Source organism: Photobacterium aquimaris, from assembly GCF_002954455.1.
Taxonomy (GTDB): Bacteria; Pseudomonadota; Gammaproteobacteria; order Enterobacterales; family Vibrionaceae; genus Photobacterium; species Photobacterium aquimaris.
Genome location: NZ_MSCC01000002.1, coordinates 216,036 through 238,126 on the forward strand (window position 1 = coordinate 216,036; position 22,091 = coordinate 238,126).

The 22,091-nt window shown below is 40.8% G+C and carries 18 protein-coding genes; 15 read left to right on the plus strand and 3 right to left on the minus strand.

Annotated features, from left to right (window positions below; genetic code table 11):
* Nucleotides 1-7 precede the first annotated feature (7 nt).
* The 11 genes from BTN98_RS12045 to BTN98_RS12095 all read left to right on the plus strand — a co-directional run bounded on the left by BTN98_RS12045 (nucleotide 8) and on the right by BTN98_RS12095 (nucleotide 11,457).
* Nucleotides 8-367, plus strand: a complete 360-nt coding sequence (locus BTN98_RS12045) for an ApeI family dehydratase (protein ID WP_231730615.1) — start codon at nucleotides 8-10, stop codon at nucleotides 365-367.
* On the plus strand, nucleotides 364-2,052 hold the full coding sequence (locus BTN98_RS12050; RefSeq protein WP_060996822.1) for a glycosyltransferase family 2 protein: 1,689 nt from the start codon (nucleotides 364-366) through the stop codon (nucleotides 2,050-2,052). The genes BTN98_RS12045 and BTN98_RS12050 overlap by 4 nt, the downstream gene beginning before the upstream one ends.
* Nucleotides 2,042-3,598: an HAL/PAL/TAL family ammonia-lyase gene (locus BTN98_RS12055; RefSeq protein WP_060996823.1), complete on the plus strand. Its 1,557-nt coding sequence runs from the start codon at nucleotides 2,042-2,044 to the stop codon at nucleotides 3,596-3,598. Before BTN98_RS12050 ends, BTN98_RS12055 begins: the two co-directional genes overlap by 11 nt.
* A gap of 105 nt (nucleotides 3,599-3,703) precedes the next feature.
* Entirely contained in the window at nucleotides 3,704-4,144 is a 441-nt protein-coding gene (locus BTN98_RS12060; RefSeq protein ID WP_060996824.1) for an acyl-CoA thioesterase, read from the plus strand.
* The gene (locus BTN98_RS12065) at nucleotides 4,131-4,808 is read left to right on the plus strand and encodes a LolA family protein (RefSeq protein ID WP_060996825.1); all 678 of its coding nucleotides are present in this window, start codon (nucleotides 4,131-4,133) and stop codon (nucleotides 4,806-4,808) included. Before BTN98_RS12060 ends, BTN98_RS12065 begins: the two co-directional genes overlap by 14 nt.
* The gene (locus BTN98_RS12070) at nucleotides 4,792-7,164 is read left to right on the plus strand and encodes an MMPL family transporter (protein WP_060996826.1); all 2,373 of its coding nucleotides are present in this window, start codon (nucleotides 4,792-4,794) and stop codon (nucleotides 7,162-7,164) included. The genes BTN98_RS12065 and BTN98_RS12070 overlap by 17 nt, the downstream gene beginning before the upstream one ends.
* Nucleotide 7,165: 1 nt before the next feature.
* The gene (locus tag BTN98_RS12075; protein ID WP_060996827.1) at nucleotides 7,166-7,777 is read left to right on the plus strand and encodes a DUF3261 domain-containing protein; all 612 of its coding nucleotides are present in this window, start codon (nucleotides 7,166-7,168) and stop codon (nucleotides 7,775-7,777) included.
* Between the two features lie 17 nt (nucleotides 7,778-7,794).
* A complete protein-coding gene (locus BTN98_RS12080) occupies nucleotides 7,795-9,045 on the plus strand; it encodes a beta-ketoacyl-[acyl-carrier-protein] synthase family protein (protein WP_060996828.1) in 1,251 nt (416 codons plus the stop codon).
* On the plus strand, nucleotides 9,038-9,499 hold the full coding sequence (locus tag BTN98_RS12085) for a hotdog family protein (protein ID WP_060996829.1): 462 nt from the start codon (nucleotides 9,038-9,040) through the stop codon (nucleotides 9,497-9,499). The genes BTN98_RS12080 and BTN98_RS12085 overlap by 8 nt, the downstream gene beginning before the upstream one ends.
* A 9-nt stretch (nucleotides 9,500-9,508) precedes the next feature.
* Complete coding sequence (locus tag BTN98_RS12090; protein ID WP_060996830.1) at nucleotides 9,509-10,234, plus strand: 3-ketoacyl-ACP reductase FabG2; 726 nt, start codon at nucleotides 9,509-9,511, stop codon at nucleotides 10,232-10,234.
* A complete protein-coding gene (locus tag BTN98_RS12095) occupies nucleotides 10,231-11,457 on the plus strand; it encodes a beta-ketoacyl-ACP synthase (protein ID WP_060996831.1) in 1,227 nt (408 codons plus the stop codon). Before BTN98_RS12090 ends, BTN98_RS12095 begins: the two co-directional genes overlap by 4 nt.
* Before the next feature lie 59 nt (nucleotides 11,458-11,516).
* On the opposite strand, the gene BTN98_RS12100 is transcribed toward BTN98_RS12095, so the two are convergent.
* From BTN98_RS12100 to putA, 3 genes are all read right to left on the minus strand, one after another.
* Nucleotides 11,517-11,882, minus strand: coding sequence for a SpoIIAA family protein (locus BTN98_RS12100; RefSeq protein ID WP_060996832.1), 366 nt, complete (start codon nucleotides 11,880-11,882; stop codon nucleotides 11,517-11,519).
* Between the two features lie 176 nt (nucleotides 11,883-12,058).
* Nucleotides 12,059-12,751 (minus strand): aldehyde dehydrogenase family protein, encoded by a 693-nt coding sequence (locus BTN98_RS12105; RefSeq protein ID WP_060996833.1) that lies wholly within the window; start codon nucleotides 12,749-12,751, stop codon nucleotides 12,059-12,061.
* A gap of 9 nt (nucleotides 12,752-12,760) precedes the next feature.
* Nucleotides 12,761-15,901, minus strand: a complete 3,141-nt coding sequence (gene putA, locus BTN98_RS12110) for a bifunctional proline dehydrogenase/L-glutamate gamma-semialdehyde dehydrogenase PutA (RefSeq protein WP_060996834.1) — start codon at nucleotides 15,899-15,901, stop codon at nucleotides 12,761-12,763.
* A 569-nt stretch (nucleotides 15,902-16,470) separates the two neighbouring features.
* Here putA and BTN98_RS20335 point away from each other — a divergent pair.
* The 4 genes from BTN98_RS20335 to BTN98_RS12125 all read left to right on the plus strand — a co-directional run bounded on the left by BTN98_RS20335 (nucleotide 16,471) and on the right by BTN98_RS12125 (nucleotide 21,958).
* Entirely contained in the window at nucleotides 16,471-16,614 is a 144-nt protein-coding gene (locus BTN98_RS20335; protein WP_155521666.1) for a hypothetical protein, read from the plus strand.
* A gap of 706 nt (nucleotides 16,615-17,320) precedes the next feature.
* Nucleotides 17,321-18,709, plus strand: coding sequence for a hexose-6-phosphate:phosphate antiporter (gene uhpT / locus BTN98_RS12115; RefSeq protein ID WP_060996835.1), 1,389 nt, complete (start codon nucleotides 17,321-17,323; stop codon nucleotides 18,707-18,709).
* 357 nt (nucleotides 18,710-19,066) lie between these two features.
* Entirely contained in the window at nucleotides 19,067-20,617 is a 1,551-nt protein-coding gene (locus tag BTN98_RS12120; protein WP_060996836.1) for a DUF1800 domain-containing protein, read from the plus strand.
* 6 nt (nucleotides 20,618-20,623) lie between these two features.
* A complete protein-coding gene (locus tag BTN98_RS12125; RefSeq protein WP_060996837.1) occupies nucleotides 20,624-21,958 on the plus strand; it encodes a DUF1501 domain-containing protein in 1,335 nt (444 codons plus the stop codon).
* The last annotated feature ends 133 nt before the right edge of the window (nucleotides 21,959-22,091 follow it).

The window sequence follows — 22,091 nt, forward strand, 5'->3', positions numbered from 1 at the left end:
TAGACCAATGCCGACTTTAGTTGACCGTCATATTGTTGACCATCATGCTGTTATGACTTTATGTGTCGATAGTGAATTAGATGATTTTAAGGGCCACTTTCCAAACTTTGCGTTGTTACCTGGTGTTAGCCAGCTTGACTGGGCGGTCCATTTTGCACGGGATTGTTTTCAAAATATGCCAACCGCGTTTGGAGGAATGGATGTGATTAAATTTCAACAACCCATTTTACCCAACAGCACCATCAACCTGACGCTTGATTGGATCGTTGACAAACAAAAATTACATTTTAGCTTTAGTTCTACAACGCCTGAAAACGAACAAGTCATTCACTCTTCTGGCAGAATAAGCATGAGAGCTGCAGCATGAGTTGGTTTCATCCCTGTTTTATTATCCCTTGTTATAACCACGGCCAAACTGTACCTGCTATTATTGATGCATTAGACACGTTTGCTTATCCCATTATTATTATTGATGATGGCAGTAACCAGCCGACCAAAGATATCCTTACTCAACAGGCACAGCGTAATAATGTCACTGTCATTACTTTACCCAAAAATCGCGGTAAAGGTGGTGCAGTCATCGCAGCGATACACCATGCCCATCAGCATAATTATAGCCATGCGATTCAGATAGACGCTGATGGACAACATGATCTTGAAGCATTACAAGATCTACTTCATCTATCGCATCAACACCCTAACGCTATTATTTCAGGTAGGCCGATTTACGACGATTCAGTGCCTAAATCACGCTTATACGGTCGCTATATCACCCATTTTTGGGTATGGGTTGAAACTCTATCATTCGATATTAAAGACAGTATGTGTGGCTTTCGTAGTTATCCTATCGAGCCAATAATCCCACTGTTAGCACAGCGTCATTTTAGTCAGAGAATGGAATTTGATACTGAAATAATGGTGTATTTCTATTGGAATAATGGCGAGATTCAGTTTATAGATACTAAAGTTATCTATCCTAAAGGAGGAATTTCTCATTTTGATGCGTTATGGGATAACGTTAAAATCAGTTGGATGCATACCAAATTATTCTGCGGTATGTTGCCGCGTATACCAAGGTTACTAAAACGTCGCCGTTCACGCTCACTGCACTGGTCAAATAATAGCGAACGTGGCACTATTTTAGGTATTAAAATCCTATTGGCTACCTATAGCCTGCTAGGACGTAAAGCCGTCAATGGTTTATTAAAATTAGTGATTGGTTATTATTATTTAACCACTAAAAGCGCTCGTCAGGCTTCAGAGCACTATTTACAACAATTGCACCACTATGCCGAGCAGCAACAACTGCAATTACCAACAAATCTTTCTAGCTACCAGCATTTATTGTCATTTGGTCACACAACGCTTGATAAACTTGCCGCCTGGAAAGGTGACTATGACGCCAATAATCTCACTATTCATGGTCAGCATCACTTTGATAATATTGTTGCCAGTAAGCAAGGTGTGGTCATTCTTGGCTCGCACTTAGGTAATCTTGAATTATGTCGAGCCCTTAGCCAACGCCATGAAAATATTAAAATTAATGCATTAGTTTTTACTGAGCATGCGGCGCGTTTTAATCATGTTTTAAACGCAATCAATCCAGATTCTAACCTCAATCTTATTCATGTTAATCAACTCGGCGCTGATACTGCCATTATTCTTCAACAAAAAATAGAACGAGGAGAATGGGTGGTTATCGTCGGCGATCGTACCTCGATTGCCAATGAGACTCGCGTCAGTTGGGCTAATTTTCTCGGCCAACAAGCGCCGTTTCCACAAGGACCATTTATTCTTGCTGCGATCCTAAAAACCCCGGTTTATTTGTTATTTGGCTTACGTGATGATAGCCAAACAACCCCACACTTCGATGTCTATTTTGAATCATTTAGTGAGCAAATAATATTACCCCGCACCACTCGAAATGCCGCTCTACAAACAGTTGTTGAGCACTATGCAACTCGCCTAGAGCACTACACGCTACAAGCACCATTACAATGGTACAACTTTTTTAATTTTTGGCAGCTTAGTGGAAAAAAAGATGACAAATAACTCTCACACAATACCTCAACAAACTATTCGCTTTGGTGCTGAACGACTCACTATTGAAGATGTGGTTGCAATCAGTAATGGCGCTGCTGCTGAAATGAATACTGATGCCGCATTCACCAGTAAAATCGATCGTGGTGTCGCTTTTCTTGAGCGATTATTAAAAGAAGAAGGGGTCATATATGGTGTGACCACCGGTTACGGTGATTCATGCACCGTGGCGATCCCGACTCACCTTGTCGATGATCTTCCTCTTAACCTTACCCGCTTTCATGGCTGTGGTTTAGGCGATGATCTTGATCGCCAACAAGCACGTGCTGTACTCGCGACTCGTCTATGTTCATTGGCTCAAGGCGTATCTGGTGTTAGCCACCCATTACTCAATCAAATTGTTACTTTGATCAATCATGATATTAGCCCTCGAATTCCACAAGAAGGCTCGGTCGGTGCCAGTGGCGATTTAACCCCATTATCTTATCTCGCAGCGACACTTATTGGTGAGCGCGAAGTGATTTACCAAGGTCAAATTCGCCCAACCGCAGACGTGTTTAAAGAGTTGGGTATCGAAGCTATCAAACTTAAGCCCAAAGAAGGCTTAGCATTGATGAACGGTACTTCAGTGATGACCGCATTAGCTTGTATTGCTTATAAACGCGCAGAGTATCTGGCTCAACTAGCGACCAAAATCACCGCCATGGTGTCAGTGGGAATTCAAGGTAACGCTTTCCACTTTGATGAAGCCTTATTTGCAGTAAAGCCCCACCCTGGCCAACAGCAAATCGCCAGCTGGTTACGCTCAGATCTGCAAGCTGAACGTCCCCCCCGTAACAGTGATCGTTTACAAGATCGTTACTCATTGCGTTGCGCGCCGCATGTGATTGGAGTACTGCAAGATAGCCTGCCATGGCTGCGCCAAATGATCGAAAATGAACTCAATAGTGCCAATGACAATCCCATCATTGATGGTGATAACGAACGCGTACTTCATGGTGGTCATTTTTATGGTGGTCATATTGCGATGGCGATGGATATGCTTAAAACAGCAGTAGCTAATATTGCTGATTTGCTTGATCGTCAAATGGCACAATTAATGGATTATAAGTTCAATAACGGATTACCTTTTAACTTAACTGGTGCGACAGGTGAGCGTAAACCAATTAATCATGGTTTTAAAGCGGTCCAAATTGGCATTTCTGCATGGACTGCAGAGGCGTTAAAACACACCATGCCAGCGAGCGTATTTTCACGTTCCACTGAATGCCATAATCAAGATAAAGTCAGCATGGGCACCATTGCATCTCGCGACTGTTTACGCGTATTACAATTGACAGAACAAGTCACTGCAGCCTCGCTATTAGCGGCAACTCAAGCCATTGAACTGCGTAAACGTGAGCATCAGCTGACAGATACCAATATCAGCCCTGCGTTACAAGCGATGCAACAAGCCGTCCTGAATGATTTTGAGTTTGTGATTGAAGATCGTCCATTAGAACAAGATTTACGTCATTTCATTAATAAGATCCAACATCAACATTGGTCATTATATTGATCGCGAATGATCGGTTAACAACTATTTGATCTTACGTGGCCTTGACCCTAGTGCAAGGCCATTCGATGATGTATCTTTTTAACTTTAACAATGATTGAGTAATCCATGACTTCACATTCTTCTGTCCCTTTACTGACTGCCGAGCTGACGTTAACGACCCATTTTCAAGATGCCGACCCGATGGGCGTGATTTATCACGGTAATTACTTTCGTTTTTTTGAGGAAGTACGCCGACTATTGATGGAAAAAATCAATTATAGCTATCGTGATATGCAAGCTTCAGGTTACTTATGGCCTATCATTGATACACGCGTAAAATATATAAAACCCATTCCGTTTGATCATCAAATTCGCATAACAGCAACCCTGACTGAATGGGAAAATCGACTGCGGGTTGATTATATTATCTACGATGCCGCGACTAACGCCAGAATGACAAAAGGCTACACAATGCAGGTAGCTGTCGGGATTGAAAATCACGAAATGTGTTTTGTCTCACCCACTGTTTTTACTGATAAAATAAAGGCTTGGCATGAAAATCAATAATTCAATTACAACGCTTAAATGGTGGCGAAATAAGCTATTGTGGGCTGTGTTAGCAAGCATTAGTTTATCAGCTCAAGCGATGACATTAACCGAACTCCAACAGACCCTTTCTGCTCCTAAGGTCGTGCGTGGCGATTTTAGTCAAAGCCGAACCATGGCAATGTTTAATCAACCCTTGGTGTCAAATGGCAAATTTGTCATTGCCGCTAATCAAGGGCTATGGTGGCATCAAACGGCACCAATGGCAGTCTCATTAGTATTAACCCAAAATAAACTTAGCCAACAATTTGATAATCAACCGCCACAAATTATGTCAGCGACTCAAAATCCGATGGTGTTTTACTTTAGCCATATCTTCTTAGCCCTCTTTAATGGTGATACTTCAGCATTAGATCAACAATTTAATTTGAAACTGACCACCTTAGCGACTGATAACAATAATGCAGACGCTAACAGCAGTTTCAATAAGTGGCAACTCGTATTAATCCCTAAGCAAGCGCCATTAAATAAAGTCTTTACGCGTATTACTCTTGCAGGAAATAAGTTCATCAATAAACTTACATTGGCTGAAATTCGTGGTGATAAAACAGTGATTACTTTTAGCCATCAGCGCACAACACCCGCCTCGCTAACCACAGAAGAACACCGTGTTTTCAAATTCTAACCTTAGCCGCTTATGGCTCGTCATTATGTTGCTGTTGGTTGCCGCTTTGGGCTACCAACTCACCGCAAATAAACAATTACCCATTGAAACTAATATTCTGGCGTTATTACCCAAAAATGATCAAGATCCAGCCGCTCAACAAGCGTTTGATCATATCGCCACCAGCATGAGTAATAAGGTGATCTTTTTAGTTGGCAGCCCAAATAGCACCACCATGATCGCTGCTGCTGAACAATTTAGTCAGCAACTGGCAAAACTGGGATTATTTGCCAATATTGATGCAAAGATGAGTAATAGCCAACAACAAGCTTGGGCACAATTGTACTACCCTAAACGGTTTCAGCTATTAACCCCAGCACAACAGCAACGGTTAGCACACAACCCACACCAACAAACTGAGCAAGTATTACAAGCGTTGTATAATCCGTTTTCTGGAGTGACAGGTGCTGAACTTAAACACGATCCGTTTTTATTATTTCGTGACTTTTTAACCCAGTTAAGCGCTCAAAGCGGTCATTTCAGTCTTAATCATGGTTTTTTAACCACTCAATATCATCAACGTCATTACGCTTTAATTACTGCAGAGCTCGCAGGTTCCCCCTATAGCGTTAAATTACAACACCAGTTACCGGCTCTTAGTGCGTTACAACAGCAGATTATTAACCAGTATTCTACTGCAACAGAAAAAGTCGATATTTTACATACAGGGGTGATTTTTTATGCGGCTCACGGCACTCAAAGTGCAGAACAAGAAATCAGTACCATCGGTTTAGGATCACTATTAGGGATCCTTATTTTATTGGTGGTGGTCTATCGCAGTCCATTACCGTTAGCATTGGCGTTATTGTCCATTAGCTGTGGTCTGATTGCTGCATTTGTCGGTACCGTCGCCATTTTTGGCAAAGTACATCTGTTTAGTCTCGTGTTTGGTGCCAGCTTAATTGGAGTCTCAATTGATTATGCATTTCACTATCTCACCGATAGATTAGCCGCAGGAAAAGATTGGAATCCACACCAAGGGCTCAAGCATATTTTGGTCGCAATTAGCTTAGGCCTGATTACCAGCCTGATTGGCTATTTAGGCATGCTAGTCGCGCCTTTTCCTGGACTACAGCAATTATCGTTATTTTCAGCAATAGGATTAATTGCCGCTTATGCCACGGTTGTGTGTTGGTATCCCAGCTTGGCATCTAAGCCATGTTCACCTCGACCATTACCTTGTCGTCAGTTACTTAATGCGTGGCTACAATTGTGGCATCTAGCGAGCGTTCGTTGGAGTGTGCCATTGATACTGGCAACAGCTTCACTGATCGGTTTATACCATACTCACTATGATGACGACATTCGCCAACTACAAGCATTACCACAGCAGCTCAAACAGCAGGAAGCGACCATTAAAGCAATTACAGGAGTGAGTAGTGGTCAGCAAATGTTGCTCGTTAAAGCCCAAACGGCACAAGAGCTATTAACAAAGTTAGCTGCTGTCGATCAACAGCTCGACAAGTTAGTAATTAATCACAAACTTGATAGCTACCAAAGTATCGGTCATTACTTGCCGTCGATTGCAACTCAAAAGCATAACTTTGAATTAGTTAAACATTTATATCAACAACAAGGCTCTGAGCTAGATAAAAAAATAAAATTAAGCCAACCACCACAATTTACAGCAACATTCCATCCGTTAACCATTGCTGATTATTTAGCTTCGCCAGTATCAAAACCACTGCGTTTTACTTGGCTTGGTAAAATAAATAAATCACCTTCTGAGCAAAACTATGGCGCGGTTATTTTGCTCTCTGGTGTCAACCAGCTAAGCGCAATTAAACAACTCGCGGCACAAGATAGCCAGTTAAGCTACCTTAATAAAGCCGATGAAGTATCACAACTTTTTGGACAATACCGCCAGCGCGTGACTGAGTTATTAATTGCGGCAACCATAGTAATTTTAGCCTTGTTAGTGTGGCGCTATAAGCTAAAGAAAGGCCTTCAAATGATCATGCCATCAGTGATTGGTGGCTGTGCGGGGATTGCGATCACCAGTATCAGTGGTACGCCATTAAACCTGTTTAATTTATTAGCGTTAATATTAATCCTTGGGATTGGGATTGATTACAGCCTCTTTTTTGCGGAATTAAAATCAACCGATAACGATCATCATCGCCGTTCGACATTATTAGCGATTACTTTATCTGCATTAACGACAGTATTATCATTTGGATTATTAGCCTTAAGTGCGACTCAAGCTATTCATAGTTTTGGGATTACGGTACTAACAGGAATTATTATTGCATGGTTACTCGCGCCTTTGGCCATGACGCCCTCTTCACCAGCGCCGACCAAAGCAGGAGTTAAATAATATGTCTCGTTTTATAAACAACAATAGTAAACGTCACTTCTTGATTGCATTACTGACAACCTTGTTTATTTCAGGCTGTGCGACTATCTCTCAACCTCAATCAAATCAAGTTGAAATTGCGCCTCACACCTTAGTTACCTTACCAACACCAGCACAATTGGGTTATTCATTAACCGCCAGTCAATTGATCACTGCCACCTGGCAGCACACCAATCATCAATTACCGGTACAATTACAAGTCACACCACAAGCATTAGCACTAGCGGGATTTTCGTCATGGGGTTCGCGTATTCTAAGCTTAGATTATACTCACCAGCAGTTAACTACCTATGTGATGCCGGGCTTAGGTTCAAGCCTACCAGAGCCAAAACAAGTTCTGTTCAATATGATGATCACCTTATGGCCACTTTCAGCATGGCAGCAGCCGTTGCAGCATATTGGTTGGCAATTAAAGCAAACCGCGAACCAGCGTCAACTTATCGATGATAAAGGCATGGTTATCGCCGATATTAACTACCAAAATGCGAATAAATTAAAAGGGACAATTACGTTTGTAAATCACCAGCCTAATTACACAATCACCATAAAAACATTACACTATCAGCGTCAATAATGTCAGCACGGAATTTTATGAAACATAATCAACCTGCAACCCCAATCTATATTCGTGGCTGTGGTTTTCATTCTGCTTTAGGTGCCACAACTGAACAAATTCAGCAACGTCTACTGGCAGGGTGTAGTCCTGATATGCATACGGTACGTGGCTGGCTCAATGACGGCAGTGAAACAGTTATTGGCCAAGTAAGCGCGCCATTAGCCGCTATTGATGAACAACAATACCCGTATCAAAATACCGCAAATAACCGTCTTGCAGCATCGGCATTAGAGCAAATCTCCCCCCAAATAGAACAGGCTATTAAGCAGTTTGGTCGTGATCGTATTGCAGTAATAATCGGTACGACAACCTCTGGCATCAGTGACGGTGAAGTTGCATTAGAACACCTTGCCGAACAAGATCAGCTACCAGAAAATTTTCATTACCACCAGCAAGAACCAGCTAATACCGGCCAATTTATTGCTGATTATTTTGGTTTAACAGGCTTGGTTTACACCCTATCAACCGCTTGTTCTTCAAGTGGACGTAGCTTTTTATCGGCTAAACGGTTACTTAAGGCAGGCTTAGCAGATGCGGTTATCGTCGGTGGTGCAGATACATTATGTCGACTGACACTCAATGGTTTTCATGGCCTAGATTCACTTTCTGCTAGCCGTTGTAATCCGTTTAGTGTTAACCGTAATGGAATTAATATCGGTGAAGCGGCAGCGTTTATGTTGTTAGCACTTACTCCTGATTTAAGAGCTGAAAATCGAGACATTAGCAATAACCATAAAGGTTTATCACCCCAAAACATTGCTTTTTTAGGCGGCGGTGATAGCTCTGATGCTTATCATATTTCAGCCCCCCATCCTGAAGGTAATGGCGCAGAAGTTGCGATGCGAAATGCATTAGCTGATGCAAACTTAAAACCTGATGATATTGGCTATATTAATGCTCATGGCACAGCGACTCCCCTTAATGATGCGATGGAAGCTAAAGCGATTGCACGTGTATTTGGCTCCCAAGTTGCTGTTAGCTCAACCAAACCACTCACGGGGCATACTCTTGGCGCAGCAAGTGCCGTCGAGGCTGCAATTTGCTGGTATATTTTGGCTTATCAGCTACCGTTACCATTACAAATAAACGATGGTCATCAAGAACCACAGCTGCCAATCACACTTGTAAAACAACCATTACCATTAACTACATCAGCAGTATTAAGTAACTCGTTTGCTTTTGGTGGTAATAACATCAGCTTAATTTTTGGATACGTTAATGACTAAAATACCACCGTTAGCACAATTATTGCCTCATGAAGCTCCAATGATATTAATCGATGAGCTGATCAGTGTTGATGTGGAAAATGTCCATTGCCAAGTAACAATCCGCTCAGACAATCTTTTTTTTGATAAACACACTCACGCAGTTGCAGCTTATGTTGGGATTGAATTAATGGCACAAACCATTGCAAGTTGGGCCGGTTATCATGCATGGCAACAAGGCAAACCAACGCCGATGGGATTTTTACTTGGCTGTCGTCGTTACCACAGCGAATGGGCGCAATTTAAGCAAGGGGTCGTGCTTGATATTCATGCCGAACGCTTAATGCAAGACAACAACATGGTGGTATTTAGTTGCAAGATCACTCATCAACAACAAACTATTGCTAGTTGCCAACTCAATGCGTATCTTCCTTCAGAAGAAAAAATTGCAACCTTGCTTACCACCAAACAATAGGAAGATTTCATGACTCGACAGGTACTTGTTACGGGTGCTAGTAAAGGCATTGGACGCGCAATCGCTATCCAATTAGCACAAGATGGATTTACTATTGCTGTCCATTATATGAGTGATCAAGCAGGCGCAGAGTCAACTCTTGCCACTATTATTAATGCGGGCGGTCAAGGGCGCATTATTCAATTTGATATCAGTGATCGTGACCAATGTCGCCAGCATCTTGAACAAGATATTGCCAAGCATGGTGCCTATTATGGTGTCGTTAGCAATGCAGGAATTACTCGCGATACAGCCTTTCCAGCGATGACAGAACAAGAATGGGATGGTGTTATCCATACCAATCTTGATAGCTTTTATAACGTTCTTCATCCGTGTGTGATGCCAATGGTGCAATTACGTAAAGGTGGTCGTATTGTCACGCTAGCATCGGTATCGGGTATTACTGGCAACCGCGGTCAAACTAACTACAGTGCCGCTAAAGCAGGCGTGATTGGCGCGTCAAAATCACTCGCACTTGAGCTGGCAAAACGTAAAATTACCGTTAACTGTGTTGCTCCGGGGCTGATTGATACCGGTATGGTTGATGAGCATGTTAAACAACATGCGCTACCGCAAGTACCATTACGCCGCATGGGTGATCCTCAAGAAGTAGCAGGTTTAGTCAGTTATTTAATGTCAGATATCGCTGCTTATGTTACCCGCCAAGTGATTTCTATTAATGGAGGTTTAGTATGAACCATCGCGTAGTGATCACTGGCATGGGAGGGGTAACCGCGCTGGGTCAAGATTGGCTAACCATAGAACAAAAATTGCGCGAGGGTAAAAATGCCGTGATCTATATGGACGATTACGCCCTTTATGATGGTTTAAATACCAAACTTGCTGCCCCCATTAGCGACTTTACTGTTCCGAAACACTATACCCGTAAGCAACTGCGCGCAATGGGGAGAGTATCTAAACTCGCCACTGTTGCCACCGAGCAAGCACTAACCCAAGCTGGTTTATTAGATCAGAATATACTCACTAACGGCAGCACTGGCATTGCGTATGGTTCATCAATCGGTAGCACCCCTGCCATTGGTGCTTTTGGTACTATGCTAAATGATAAAACCACCAAAGAAATCACAGCAACCACTTATGTCCAAATGATGCCGCATACCACAGCGGTCAATGTCGGGTTATTTTTTGGCTTACGCGGGCGCGTGATCCCAACAAGTAGTGCCTGTACATCTGGTAGTCAAGCCATCGGTTATGCTTATGAAGCTATCAAGCATGGTTATCAAACTGTGATGGTTGCAGGTGGCGCAGAAGAATTATGCCCAACAGAGTCTGCGGTATTTGATACCCTTTTTGCCACCAGCCTTAAAAATGACACTCCCAACTTAACTCCACGTCCTTATGATGTTGATCGTGATGGATTAGTGATTGGCGAAGGCGCTGGCTCATTAGTTTTAGAAGAATATCAACATGCGCTTGATAGAGGTGCTACGATTTTAGCGGAAGTAGTAGGCTTTGCGACCAATTGCGACGCTGCACATATTACCCAGCCTCAACAACAAACCATGCAGCAATGTATGACAATGGCATTACAACAAGCACAATTACAGCCACAAGATATCGGCTATATTTCAGCCCATGGTACCGCCACTGAAAAAGGTGATATTGCTGAAAGTCAGGCAACTGCCAATATTTTTGGCAATACAACTCCAATAAGCAGTCTCAAAAGCTACTTTGGGCATACTTTAGGTGCTTGTGGAGCGATTGAAGCATGGCTAAGTATTGAAATGATGAACAGTGGTTGGTTTAACCCAACCTTGAATTTAGCTACCCCAGATCCACGCTGCGGTGAGCTCGATTATCTTCAAGGCCAAGGTAGAAATATTGGTTGTGATTATATCATGAGTAATAACTTTGCTTTTGGTGGCATTAATACTTCATTGATTTTTAAGCGAATATAAACTTATCCCTTGGTATCATATTAGCTTGATACCAAGGGGGGTTTCACAACTTATAGTATTTATTGCTGCTGTAAAAATGTAATCGCTTGTTGTTTTTCAGCAAAAGAAAAGTATTGAATATCAATATGACTAAACAATGCATCTTCTACTTTAACCACTTTTTCAATCCAACTCGCATCAGCAACAACTGCGACTTGAGTAATATGTTTTAAGCCAGCATGAACAAGGTATTTTAACTCTTCAACAATTGCTGCTAATTCAATGCCTGAAAAACTGTCAATTTCTTCGTAGATCACGATACCACCATGATCAACAGTTTTAGCTTTAGCATCCATTAACACACGCTTCATATCATCTTCTGTCACTTTACCTGACAACGTAAAAGCAACGGCGTTATCAATACCAATATCAATCATGGTTAACATATAAAATTCCTTCTTCAATATTACATGAGCTAAAAAGACATTATGAATATATAGCTGTTAATTATAATGCGCTTTTATTTATCTTGCTTCAGTCACTAAATACACATTTTTACTCAATATCACATTGCAACAATAACAATGCCCCTAGTAACGATTGTCATCGTTCAAAGCTTTTATTAACCACTGCCTAATGCTAGTAAAGTCGCATTGCCTCCTACAGCAGTAATATTAATCGTGCGCGTACGCTCAGTGATAAACCGTAAGCAATATCGTTGAGCGCCAATGACGGCTAACGTTTCACTATCAAGTTCACTCACTAACTGCGCTAATAATCCTTGCCGTTGCGCCAATTGACGTGCCAAATGCTGCGTTGTTTGCAGATCGCCACAATAAGCAACACCCGCGGTTTGAGGATGATTAACTAACCCATCAAGTTGAGTAATCTTCACCACTGTTATCACATCAGTACTACATCCTAACTGTTCAAGCTCCTGTTTTACCTGCAGAGCATAGTGCTGATCATCAATACACAGTAATACCGAATTACCGCACACTAAGGCTGCGGTTAATTGGCCTACAATTGCCTCTTTGGTAATGCCTTGCTGCACTGAAATAATAAACACACCTCGGCCACTGCAATACAGCGCATTGGTTTCACCGGTAGGCCCAGGCATCAATTCAGTATCAGCGACATATTGCAGCGCATTGGTACATTGGAAGTTCACCATAGCGCCAATATTCATCGGCACCTGCTTTGCCCAACGTTGTAAAATCGCGGCTCGATCATCAAAGCCAACACTATTCCAGCGACGCATCGCCACTTCACTGTTATCAATAAGTATTTGTAGATTATTTGCTGTTTGCTGCATGATAACTCCTTATTGGTTATTTATTGGCAGAATGCAATCTTGAGTAAAACGGTACAGGTAATGTGGCCCACCTGCTTTTGGTCCCGTACCTGATTGTCCCTGACCACCAAAAGGTTGCACGCCGACAGTAGCACCAACTTGATCTCTATTTATATAACAATTACCCACATGTACACGTTGCTCTATATCGAGATAAGTGCGCTCATTGCGACTATGGATCGCCAGCGTTAATCCAAATCCAGTGTGGTTTATTTGATCAATAATCTGATATAGCGCATTAGCCTTAAACCGAATTACATGCAAAATAGGGCCAAAGTGTTCTTGTTCTAATAACGTAATATCACTGATTTCAAACGCCGTAGGTGGCACAAAATCACCGAACTGACACTCAGCACTTAGCGGCGTTTGTGTTATCAATTTTGCTTGGTTTTTTAAGGTTTCGATATGCGTCAGCAATTTGTTACGTGCGGTCCTATCAATAACTGGCCCAACATCGGTGCAATGAAGTTCAGGACGTCCAACCTTGATCTCAGCCATTGCCCCTTTAATTAAATCAATGACTCGATCAGCAATATCAGCTTGAACAAAAAGTACTCGCAACGCAGAACAACGTTGACCTGCCGAAGCAAAAGCCGATCGCACCACATCACGCACCACTTGCTCTGGCAACGCAGTACTATCAACAATCATGGCATTTTGCCCCCCGGTTTCTGCAATAAAAGGGACTGGTGGACACGCCCTTGCCGCTAGTGTTCGATTAATAGCTTGTGCCGTTGGTGTTGAGCCGGTAAATACCACCCCAGCAATACGCTCATCAGACAATAATTGCTGGCCAATATTCGCGCCACGCCCTGGCAAAAGCTGAATCACACCAGCAGGGATCCCGGTTTCTAGCAGTAGCTCAATCGCACGATAAGCAATTAATGATGTTTGCTCTGCAGGTTTGGCAACAACAGTATTCCCCGCCGCTAATGCTGCACTAATTTGACCAATAAAAATGGCTAACGGAAAATTCCATGGGCTGATACACACAAAGACGCCACGACCTTGATAGCGTAATTGCTGCTCATTACCATGGTAATTGGTGATCTGTTGCGAAGATTCAAATCGCAGTGTCGCTTGCTGAGCATAGTAACGACAAAAATCTACCGCTTCTCGTATTTCATCAATAGAATCTTGAATAGTTTTACCTGCTTCACGGTGACATAACGCGACTAATTCATGTTGATGCTGCTGTAACTGTTCAGCGAGTAAGCATAGATAATAACAACGGACCGAAGCTGCACTTGTTGACCAATCATTAAAGGCATTTGCAGCCTGTGATATTGCCTCATCGACCTGAACTTCAGTCGCAAACGTTACTTCACCAACAACTTCACGTCGATCATAAGGCGCGGTCACAGTGATAATTTCTGCAGTAACATCTGGAGTGGTTATTGGTAACGGCACAGCCTGCCACTGATGCTCAACAAAAGCGGCGACGGCAGTACTAAAAGGTTGCCATTGAGCGTCAATATCGATATTAATTGCCGTCGAGTTTAGGCGCTCATCACCAAAAATATCCGCAGGTAAAGGGATCAAATTATTATGCAATGTTTGACATTTTTCTAAACGATCAACTGGGTGTTCTATCAGTTCCGCAATCGGGCAATCAGCATCAACTAACCGATGCACAAAGGAACTATTAGCGCCATTTTCTAATAATCGTCGCACTAAATAAGGCAACAGATCTTTATGACTTCCTACTGGCGCATAAATACGAATTTGTGGATGATGAATCGCCATCACATGGTTATACAGTGCGTCCCCCATGCCATGTAAGCGCTGAAACTCGTAATGTTTATGCGATGCCATTGCTACTATCGCACTCACTGTATGAGCATTATGGGTCGCAAACTGTGGGTAAATAACCCCATTTAAGGCTGGCGATAACAGCATTCGAGCACAGGCTAAATATGATGTATCGGTCGCCTCTTTGCGAGTAAATACTGGATAAGCGCTGTATCCTCCTTGTTGACTTAGTTTAAGTTCACTATCCCAATAAGCACCTTTAACTAAGCGTAATGGAATCACATCACCTTGCTGTTTAGCTAGCCCTGCCACCCAAGCTAATACCGGTAAAGCACGTTTTGAATAGGCTTGAACCACTATCCCAAATCGCCCCCAACCTCGTAGTTGCGGTGCTTGATATAATTGTTTAAATAATTTTAATGACAGCTCTAATCTATCGGCTTCTTCGGCATCAATGGTGATACCAACATTATATTCACGGGCACAGACTAACAACGACAACACAGAGTCGTACATTTCATTTAAGACTCGCGCTTCGCTCGCAACATCATAACGAGGATGTAACGCTGATAGTTTTATCGACATGGTTGGATTAGGAGAGCTCGCATTTGCTCCTTTGTAAGCAGCATGGTTATCACGGCCAACAGCAACTATAGCGGTAAGGTAATCTTGGTAATATTTACTGGCATCAGTGGTTGTTAACGCCGCTTCACCCAACATATCAAACGAGTAACTAAAACCTTGATCACGTTTTAATTTACCATTTTTCATCGCTTCATTAATGTCACGTCCCAACACAAATTGATGGCCCATGATTTTCATAGCTTGATGCATTGCTTGGCGGATCACCGGTTCAGACATTTTATTCACTAACCGATTAATCACATCAGACGAAGAGTCATTATCTGACCGACCTAAGCCAACCACTTTGCCCGTCAGCATTAGTCCCCAAGTAGAGGCGTTGACAAATAACGAATCAGAATTTTTAAGGTGGGATTTCCAATCAGCAACCGTTAATTTATCGCGAATCAATGCATCCGCTGTTGCTGCATCAGGAATACGCATCAGTGCTTCAGCCAAGCACATCAGTAAAATACCCTCTTTGGTATCTAAGCTATATTCCAATAACAGTGCGTCTATCATTTGCACTGCATGTTTATCTGCTCGTACACGTGCAATGAGTTCTGCGGCTTGTTGCTCAATATCGTAACGCTCTTGAACAGAGGGCGCAGCTAATGGCAATAACTGAGTCAACCACCATGATTCATCAACATCATAATGGGGAGAAATCAACGACCATAACCGATCGAGTGGTTGATCAATAAAAGAAGGCTGAAGAACATCAGCTGCATTGAACATAGCAAATACCTCAATATAATCGGCACCATTAACACATTATCCACACAGGAAATATTACAGTGTTGTTGTTTTATATCGACATGATGCTGATAAGCGATAATCGTCTTGCTATTTTCTCTGAATATTTTTAGTCAAACTTTGCTGATTAACAAAATCAGATGCAAACACAGCCTTAGTTATAACGTTTAATACGTAACCTCATCAACAATGGTCAACAATTCATTATCACCCACACCAACAAAGGTATGATCACAATTTGATGGTGACTATGACAGTGGTAACTCACAGTTTAAGCTAGACTGATTACAGTTGTAACTTCTGTAGCATCATTGCTTCCTTACATATGACGGTTTATAACGACGTTTCATTGCCTCTAAAATAATCACCTACGTACATTTCAACTAAATAGTTACCCACTTTTTTGTGGATAAAACAAAAAAACATCCAAATATCAATATATTAATAATTTCAACAATAATAGTTAATATATTGATATTTAAAAACTGCCCCCTGTCTCTACCAATAAAAAAAGCCGCACTATATCAGTGCGGCTAGGATGTTGCGCTTGAATGTACTTACATGGCACATCAAGTTTGTTACGCTTCGTCACTCATTACGTTGAGCTTGGCGTGTCCGATAACTATGTATGGACGCATATTTTGACGAAGAAGCAAGAGTTTTACGGTATTGCTATCCAAATTGTTAACAACTAAGAGTGTTACCTTAGAAGCTTTTACGTATTTAACTTACTGTTACGCGTTGCAACTTGATTGTTATTAATAACGGGTTGAATAGGTCTACTAATAACAACCGGGACCTGAATCCCTGAGTTAGATGGAAAACAGCTTGTTTCCTCCGTAAGCTCGATAATATATCTCAGTTCAGGTTAATTAAACTATGGTAGATAAATCACAAATAGGCAAATTTTAAGCTGTGATCTAAGCCAAAAATAAACAATAATAATAGTTTAAATATTAATCCTATTATTTTTCAACGTACTAATTCAAATAGGTCACTTAGAATATATAATCTAGAGTTATATTCATAACAATGCCTATTGAAATATAAAACTTGAAATTAATATTATCATTTAAATATGAATGATGTTTTTATTTTCTAATAAGCATTACATTAATAGAAAATAATGACTCTAAAAAAGACAATTATATAATAAATAGCCTTTAGATTATTATGCTATTGTTTTTCAGATTTATAAAAAACCACACAAACCATCAAAAATGAAATCTCTGTTTTACTAAAAAAAACCTCAAAACGTGATCTAACAATGAGATTTAAAATTCCATAAAAAAACTAGGAAAAAGTCTTAATCCCTTTTCCTGTTGTATCGGTATTGTCTCGTCTGCCGCGATTTGTCTCATTAAATACAAATCTGATTTAAGCCCTAACGAGATTCTACCGATGGAATTATCAATACTTCAACGCGTCCGCAAGCCTACGCTTGACTTGTCGCCAAAAGAACGTCGAAAACTATGGTTCTCTCCTTTTTTAAAGTCCTATTTAGTTGTTTTCGTTAGTTATATGGCCATGTACTTGGTACGTAAAAACTTTAATATTGCCCAGAATGATATGATTTCTGACTATGGCATGAGTTTGACTCAGCTAGGTACCATTGGTTTAGGTTTTTCAATTACTTATGGTGTTGGTAAAACGATTTTAAACTATTGGTCTGGCGGTAAAAATGCCAAAAACATTTTGCCATTAGGGCTATTACTATCAGGTTTTTGTATTCTTGGTATGGGCTTAGTCATGGGGCCAAGTTCTAGCCAATTCATTATGATGACTATCCTTTATGCGGCCTCAGGTTTCTTCCAATCAGGCGGTGGTTCTAACTCTGTTGTTACTATTACCAACTGGACACCACGCAACCGTCGCGGTCTTGGGGTTGGCTTCTGGAACATCTCTCATAATGCAGGTGGAGCATTAGCGGCAGCTGTCGCAATGTTTGGTGCTGATTACTTCTTTGGCGGTGACGTACAAGGTATGTTTATCTTCCCCGCTGTAATTGCGATTATTATTGCGATTATTGGCTTCTTTATGGGTAACGATAGCCCAGAAGCCTATGGCCTTGGTACAGTCGAAGACATTTTTGAAGAACAAATTTCAGAAGAAGATAATGCAGTTAAAGAAAACAAACTAACGAAGATGGAAATTTTCAAGAAGTATGTTTTGTTTAACAAAGTTATCTGGATACTTTGTTTTGCTAACGTTTTCCTTTACATCGTACGTAGTGGTATCGATCAATGGTCGACAGTATATGCGCACCAAATATTAGGATTCTCTAAAGACGTAGCAAACTCAGGTTTTACTATGTTTGAAATAGGTGCATTAGTCGGTACCTGTTTATGGGGCTTATTATCAGACTTATTTAATGGTCGCCGTGGTGCTGTATCTTGTATTGCATTGATTGGTATCGTCTTTACCTTAGGTTACTACCAACATGCAGATTCTATTTTTGCCTATAAAGCATCGTTATTTGCGTTAGGCTTCTTGGTATTTGCGCCTCAACTCCTGATTGGTGTAGCTGCAATTGGCTTTGTACCTAAACAAGGTTTGGCTGCAGCGGATGGTGTTAAAGGTACTTTTGCTTACTTAATCGGTGACTCATTTGCAAAAATTGGTCTTGGTTATATTGCTGAAGGCAACCCTTTCTTTGGTCTTGATGGCTGGACTGGTACATTTGCAGCGATCAAAGCAGCAGCGATTGCTTGTTGTGTATTAATGGCAATAGTGGCACTTTTTGAAGAAATTAAAATTAAAAAGTTAGCACGACAGTCACTCACAAATTAAGAACCTAAATTTTATAAAAACCCTTATAATTAAAACAATTATAAGGGTTTTTTATTATCTCCCACCCGTAAAGATAGAGTTTTTATTCTAATTAATAATAAGCTTAATTAGCAATTAAAATATAATAGCTATCTCAGCATTAATATAAAAATACAAAACTTCCGTTCACGATAATTTAAATATCTATTGATAGTTATTATTAATATTTGACTACATAATAGTACAAAAAGTCAGTTAAATGTCAGCATTTCAATACGGTCATGCCTAAAGAAATAATTTAGCGTATTATCGCTATTTAATAAGATCCATATATATCACTATAAGATTGGCACAATATAAGTGCTGACTGGAATAATTATGACTGACACCAAAATATACAGCGATGACCGCCGTCAATGCGCTAAATTTCTTTATCGTGGTTCATTTGGTCCTAAAAAAGGGCAAATTGAACATCTGCAAAAAAATGGCTTTGATGCTTGGTTTGATGAACAATTTTCGACCCCTCCTACTTACCACTTACCAAAATTAAGAGCTATTCTCGGCAGTTCCAATTTTATAAATGCCCAAGATGATATGCGCCAAGGAATATGGTGGCAATGTGTTATTACTGGTGAAGATCAATTACGCCAACGTATGGCTTATGCATTAAGTCAATTATTTGTGGTCTCTTCACATGGCGTTGGATCATTAAATGAAGGCTTAGCCAATTATTATGACCTCTTAGTTGATAATGCTTTTGGTAATTTCAGAACCTTATTTAGAGAAATTACCATTAGCGCCATGATGGGACAATACCTAACATTATCAGGTAGCAAAAAGCATAATCCACAAACAAATACCTTTCCAGACGAGAATTATCCTCGCGAATGCATGCAGTTATTCACCATCGGATTATGGCAACTTGATAAATATGGTGAGCCAGTACTAGATCAATATGGCAATAAAATACCTACTTATAATCAAGATGATGTTGAGAATATGTCACGTTTACTCTGTGGCTGGAATATCAAGTATGAAAATTGGCGCCATGATTGGATCAATCCGATGCAACCTGATAACAGTCAGCATGATATGGATGAAAAAAATGTGATGGGGAACCATTTCCCAGCAGGCCAAGATGCAAACCAAGATCTTGATGGTATGGTTGATATGTTATTTAACCATGATAATACCCCTGTTTTTATAGCAATCCATCTTATTAAACGTTTTGTAACCAGTAACCCTGGCCGTAATCATATTCAACGTGTTGCTAATGTATTTGAAGATAATGGCGATGGTGTACGTGGTGACTTACAGGCCACCATTAAAGCTGTTCTAACAGACCCTGATGTTTGGGCTGGCTTTGGCCATGGTGCAGGACAAGGAGTTAACGGTGAACATCAACATTTTGGTTTACTAAAAGAGCCCCTTATTGTTGTTGCTAATCAGTTACGTGCATTGGATATGCAAGCTGTGGGTGATTATTGGTGGGATACTCAATGGGCAGAAGTCACTTATGGTCAAGCTGCACTCTGTGCTGAAACCGTATTTAACTTCTATAAACCTGACGATGCCCCCCAAGGTGAAATAGCTAATTTAGGCCTTGCAGCACCTGAATTTACCATTATTACTACCGATATCATGCGTAGAACCCACAATAGAATGTGGTACAACATTTTAAAATGGAAGAACACAGACGATAAAGATTGGCATTGGGATCGTAGTGATTTCAATGACCTTTCTATGGGAACAACAGAATATGTCGCACTTATTAATGAACGTTTCTTTGGCGGTTTGATGTCACAAAGTTTACAGGATTATATGTATAGATCGTTATCGACACATACTTCACCTAGTCAGCTTAATCTTCGTTTTATTAACGCTATTTATATTGCAACAACTGCACCTGAATTTTTCTGTGAAGGATAATTAACAATGAAATTATCACGTCGACGTTTTTTAAAAACCAGTGCCATTGTTAGTGCGACAACACTGTCTGCATCTACTTTTGCCTCATCACTCACGCCCACTGATGATATACAACCATCAGACAATGCTAATAAAGCCTTAGTGTGTGTATTTCTGTTTGGTGGTAACGATGCCTACAATATGATCGTACCCACACCGGGTTGTGATGCCTACCAAGATTATAAAGCTGCAAGGCCTATAATGGGCTTACCAGAAACCCAATTAAGTCCATTAAACTTAACCACCTCTAATGGTGTACCACTCAGTATCGATAATAATATGTCATCATTATTACCGTTGTTTGAGTCTGGTGATGCAACGGCAATTATCAATTCAGGTCAATTGGTCCAGCCTACCACTCGAGATGATATCAGTAATGCCAAGGTTACATTACCACAATTTCTAATGGCACATAACCAACAGCAAGACCTATGGCAATTAGGTACTGAAAATCTGGGTAATGCCTATGGTTGGGCAGGAAGAATGATGGAAATGCTTGGTGCTAGCGGCAGTCTATCACCGTTGATTTCAGTAAACCAAGGTCAAAAATTACTCCGTTATAAGACAGCTCAGCAGACAGTAGTAAACCGCGACGGCTCAGGTATCTATGCTGGTTGGAAAAGCGAAGAGCGTCTTGATGGTTACTTTGCGCACTTTACTCAACGCAAATATAGCAATATTTATATGCGTAATTATGCCAGTGCAATGTCGCATAACGTCTCTGAAAATGAAGCCATAACAAAGATTCTTGCTGACCACCCAAGTCATTATAGCTACCCCGAATCAGATTTAGCAGAGCAGCTAGAAATGGTCAGTCGTTTAATTAAAGCACGCGATGATATGCATCAGCAACGTCAAGTGTTTTTTGTTGGTCTTGAGGGCTTCGATACCCATAAGAATCAGAAAAAAACCCATCCACAGCTGCTCCAGCAAGTCAGTGATGCATTAAGTGCTTTTAATGCTGATATGGTAGATAGTGGTCTCAATGATCAAGTAACCTGTATCACAATGTCTGATTTTGGACGTCGCTTACAAGCCAATGCCAGTGGAACCGATCATGGCTGGGCTGGCCACCAAATTGTTACTGGAGGCGCAGTTCGAGGTAATAATGTTTATGGCGAATGGCCACAATTAACCGTAAATAGCCAACATAATTATAATAATGGTCGTATTATTCCAACCATCGCAGCAGATCAGGTTAATGCCTCACTGTGTCGTTGGTTAGGTCTCTCAGAACCTCAAATATTGTCTATATTTCCTAACTTAAATAATTTTGATTCACCGTATATTGAATTTATTTAATTACGATAAATGAAAACTGATTACATTCATTATTTTGCCATCTTATGATGAAATAATAATGAAAATAACAAGATTATTATTAATTTAATATAATCAGCCATAATGTTTATGGCTGATTCTTGTAATAAAAAAG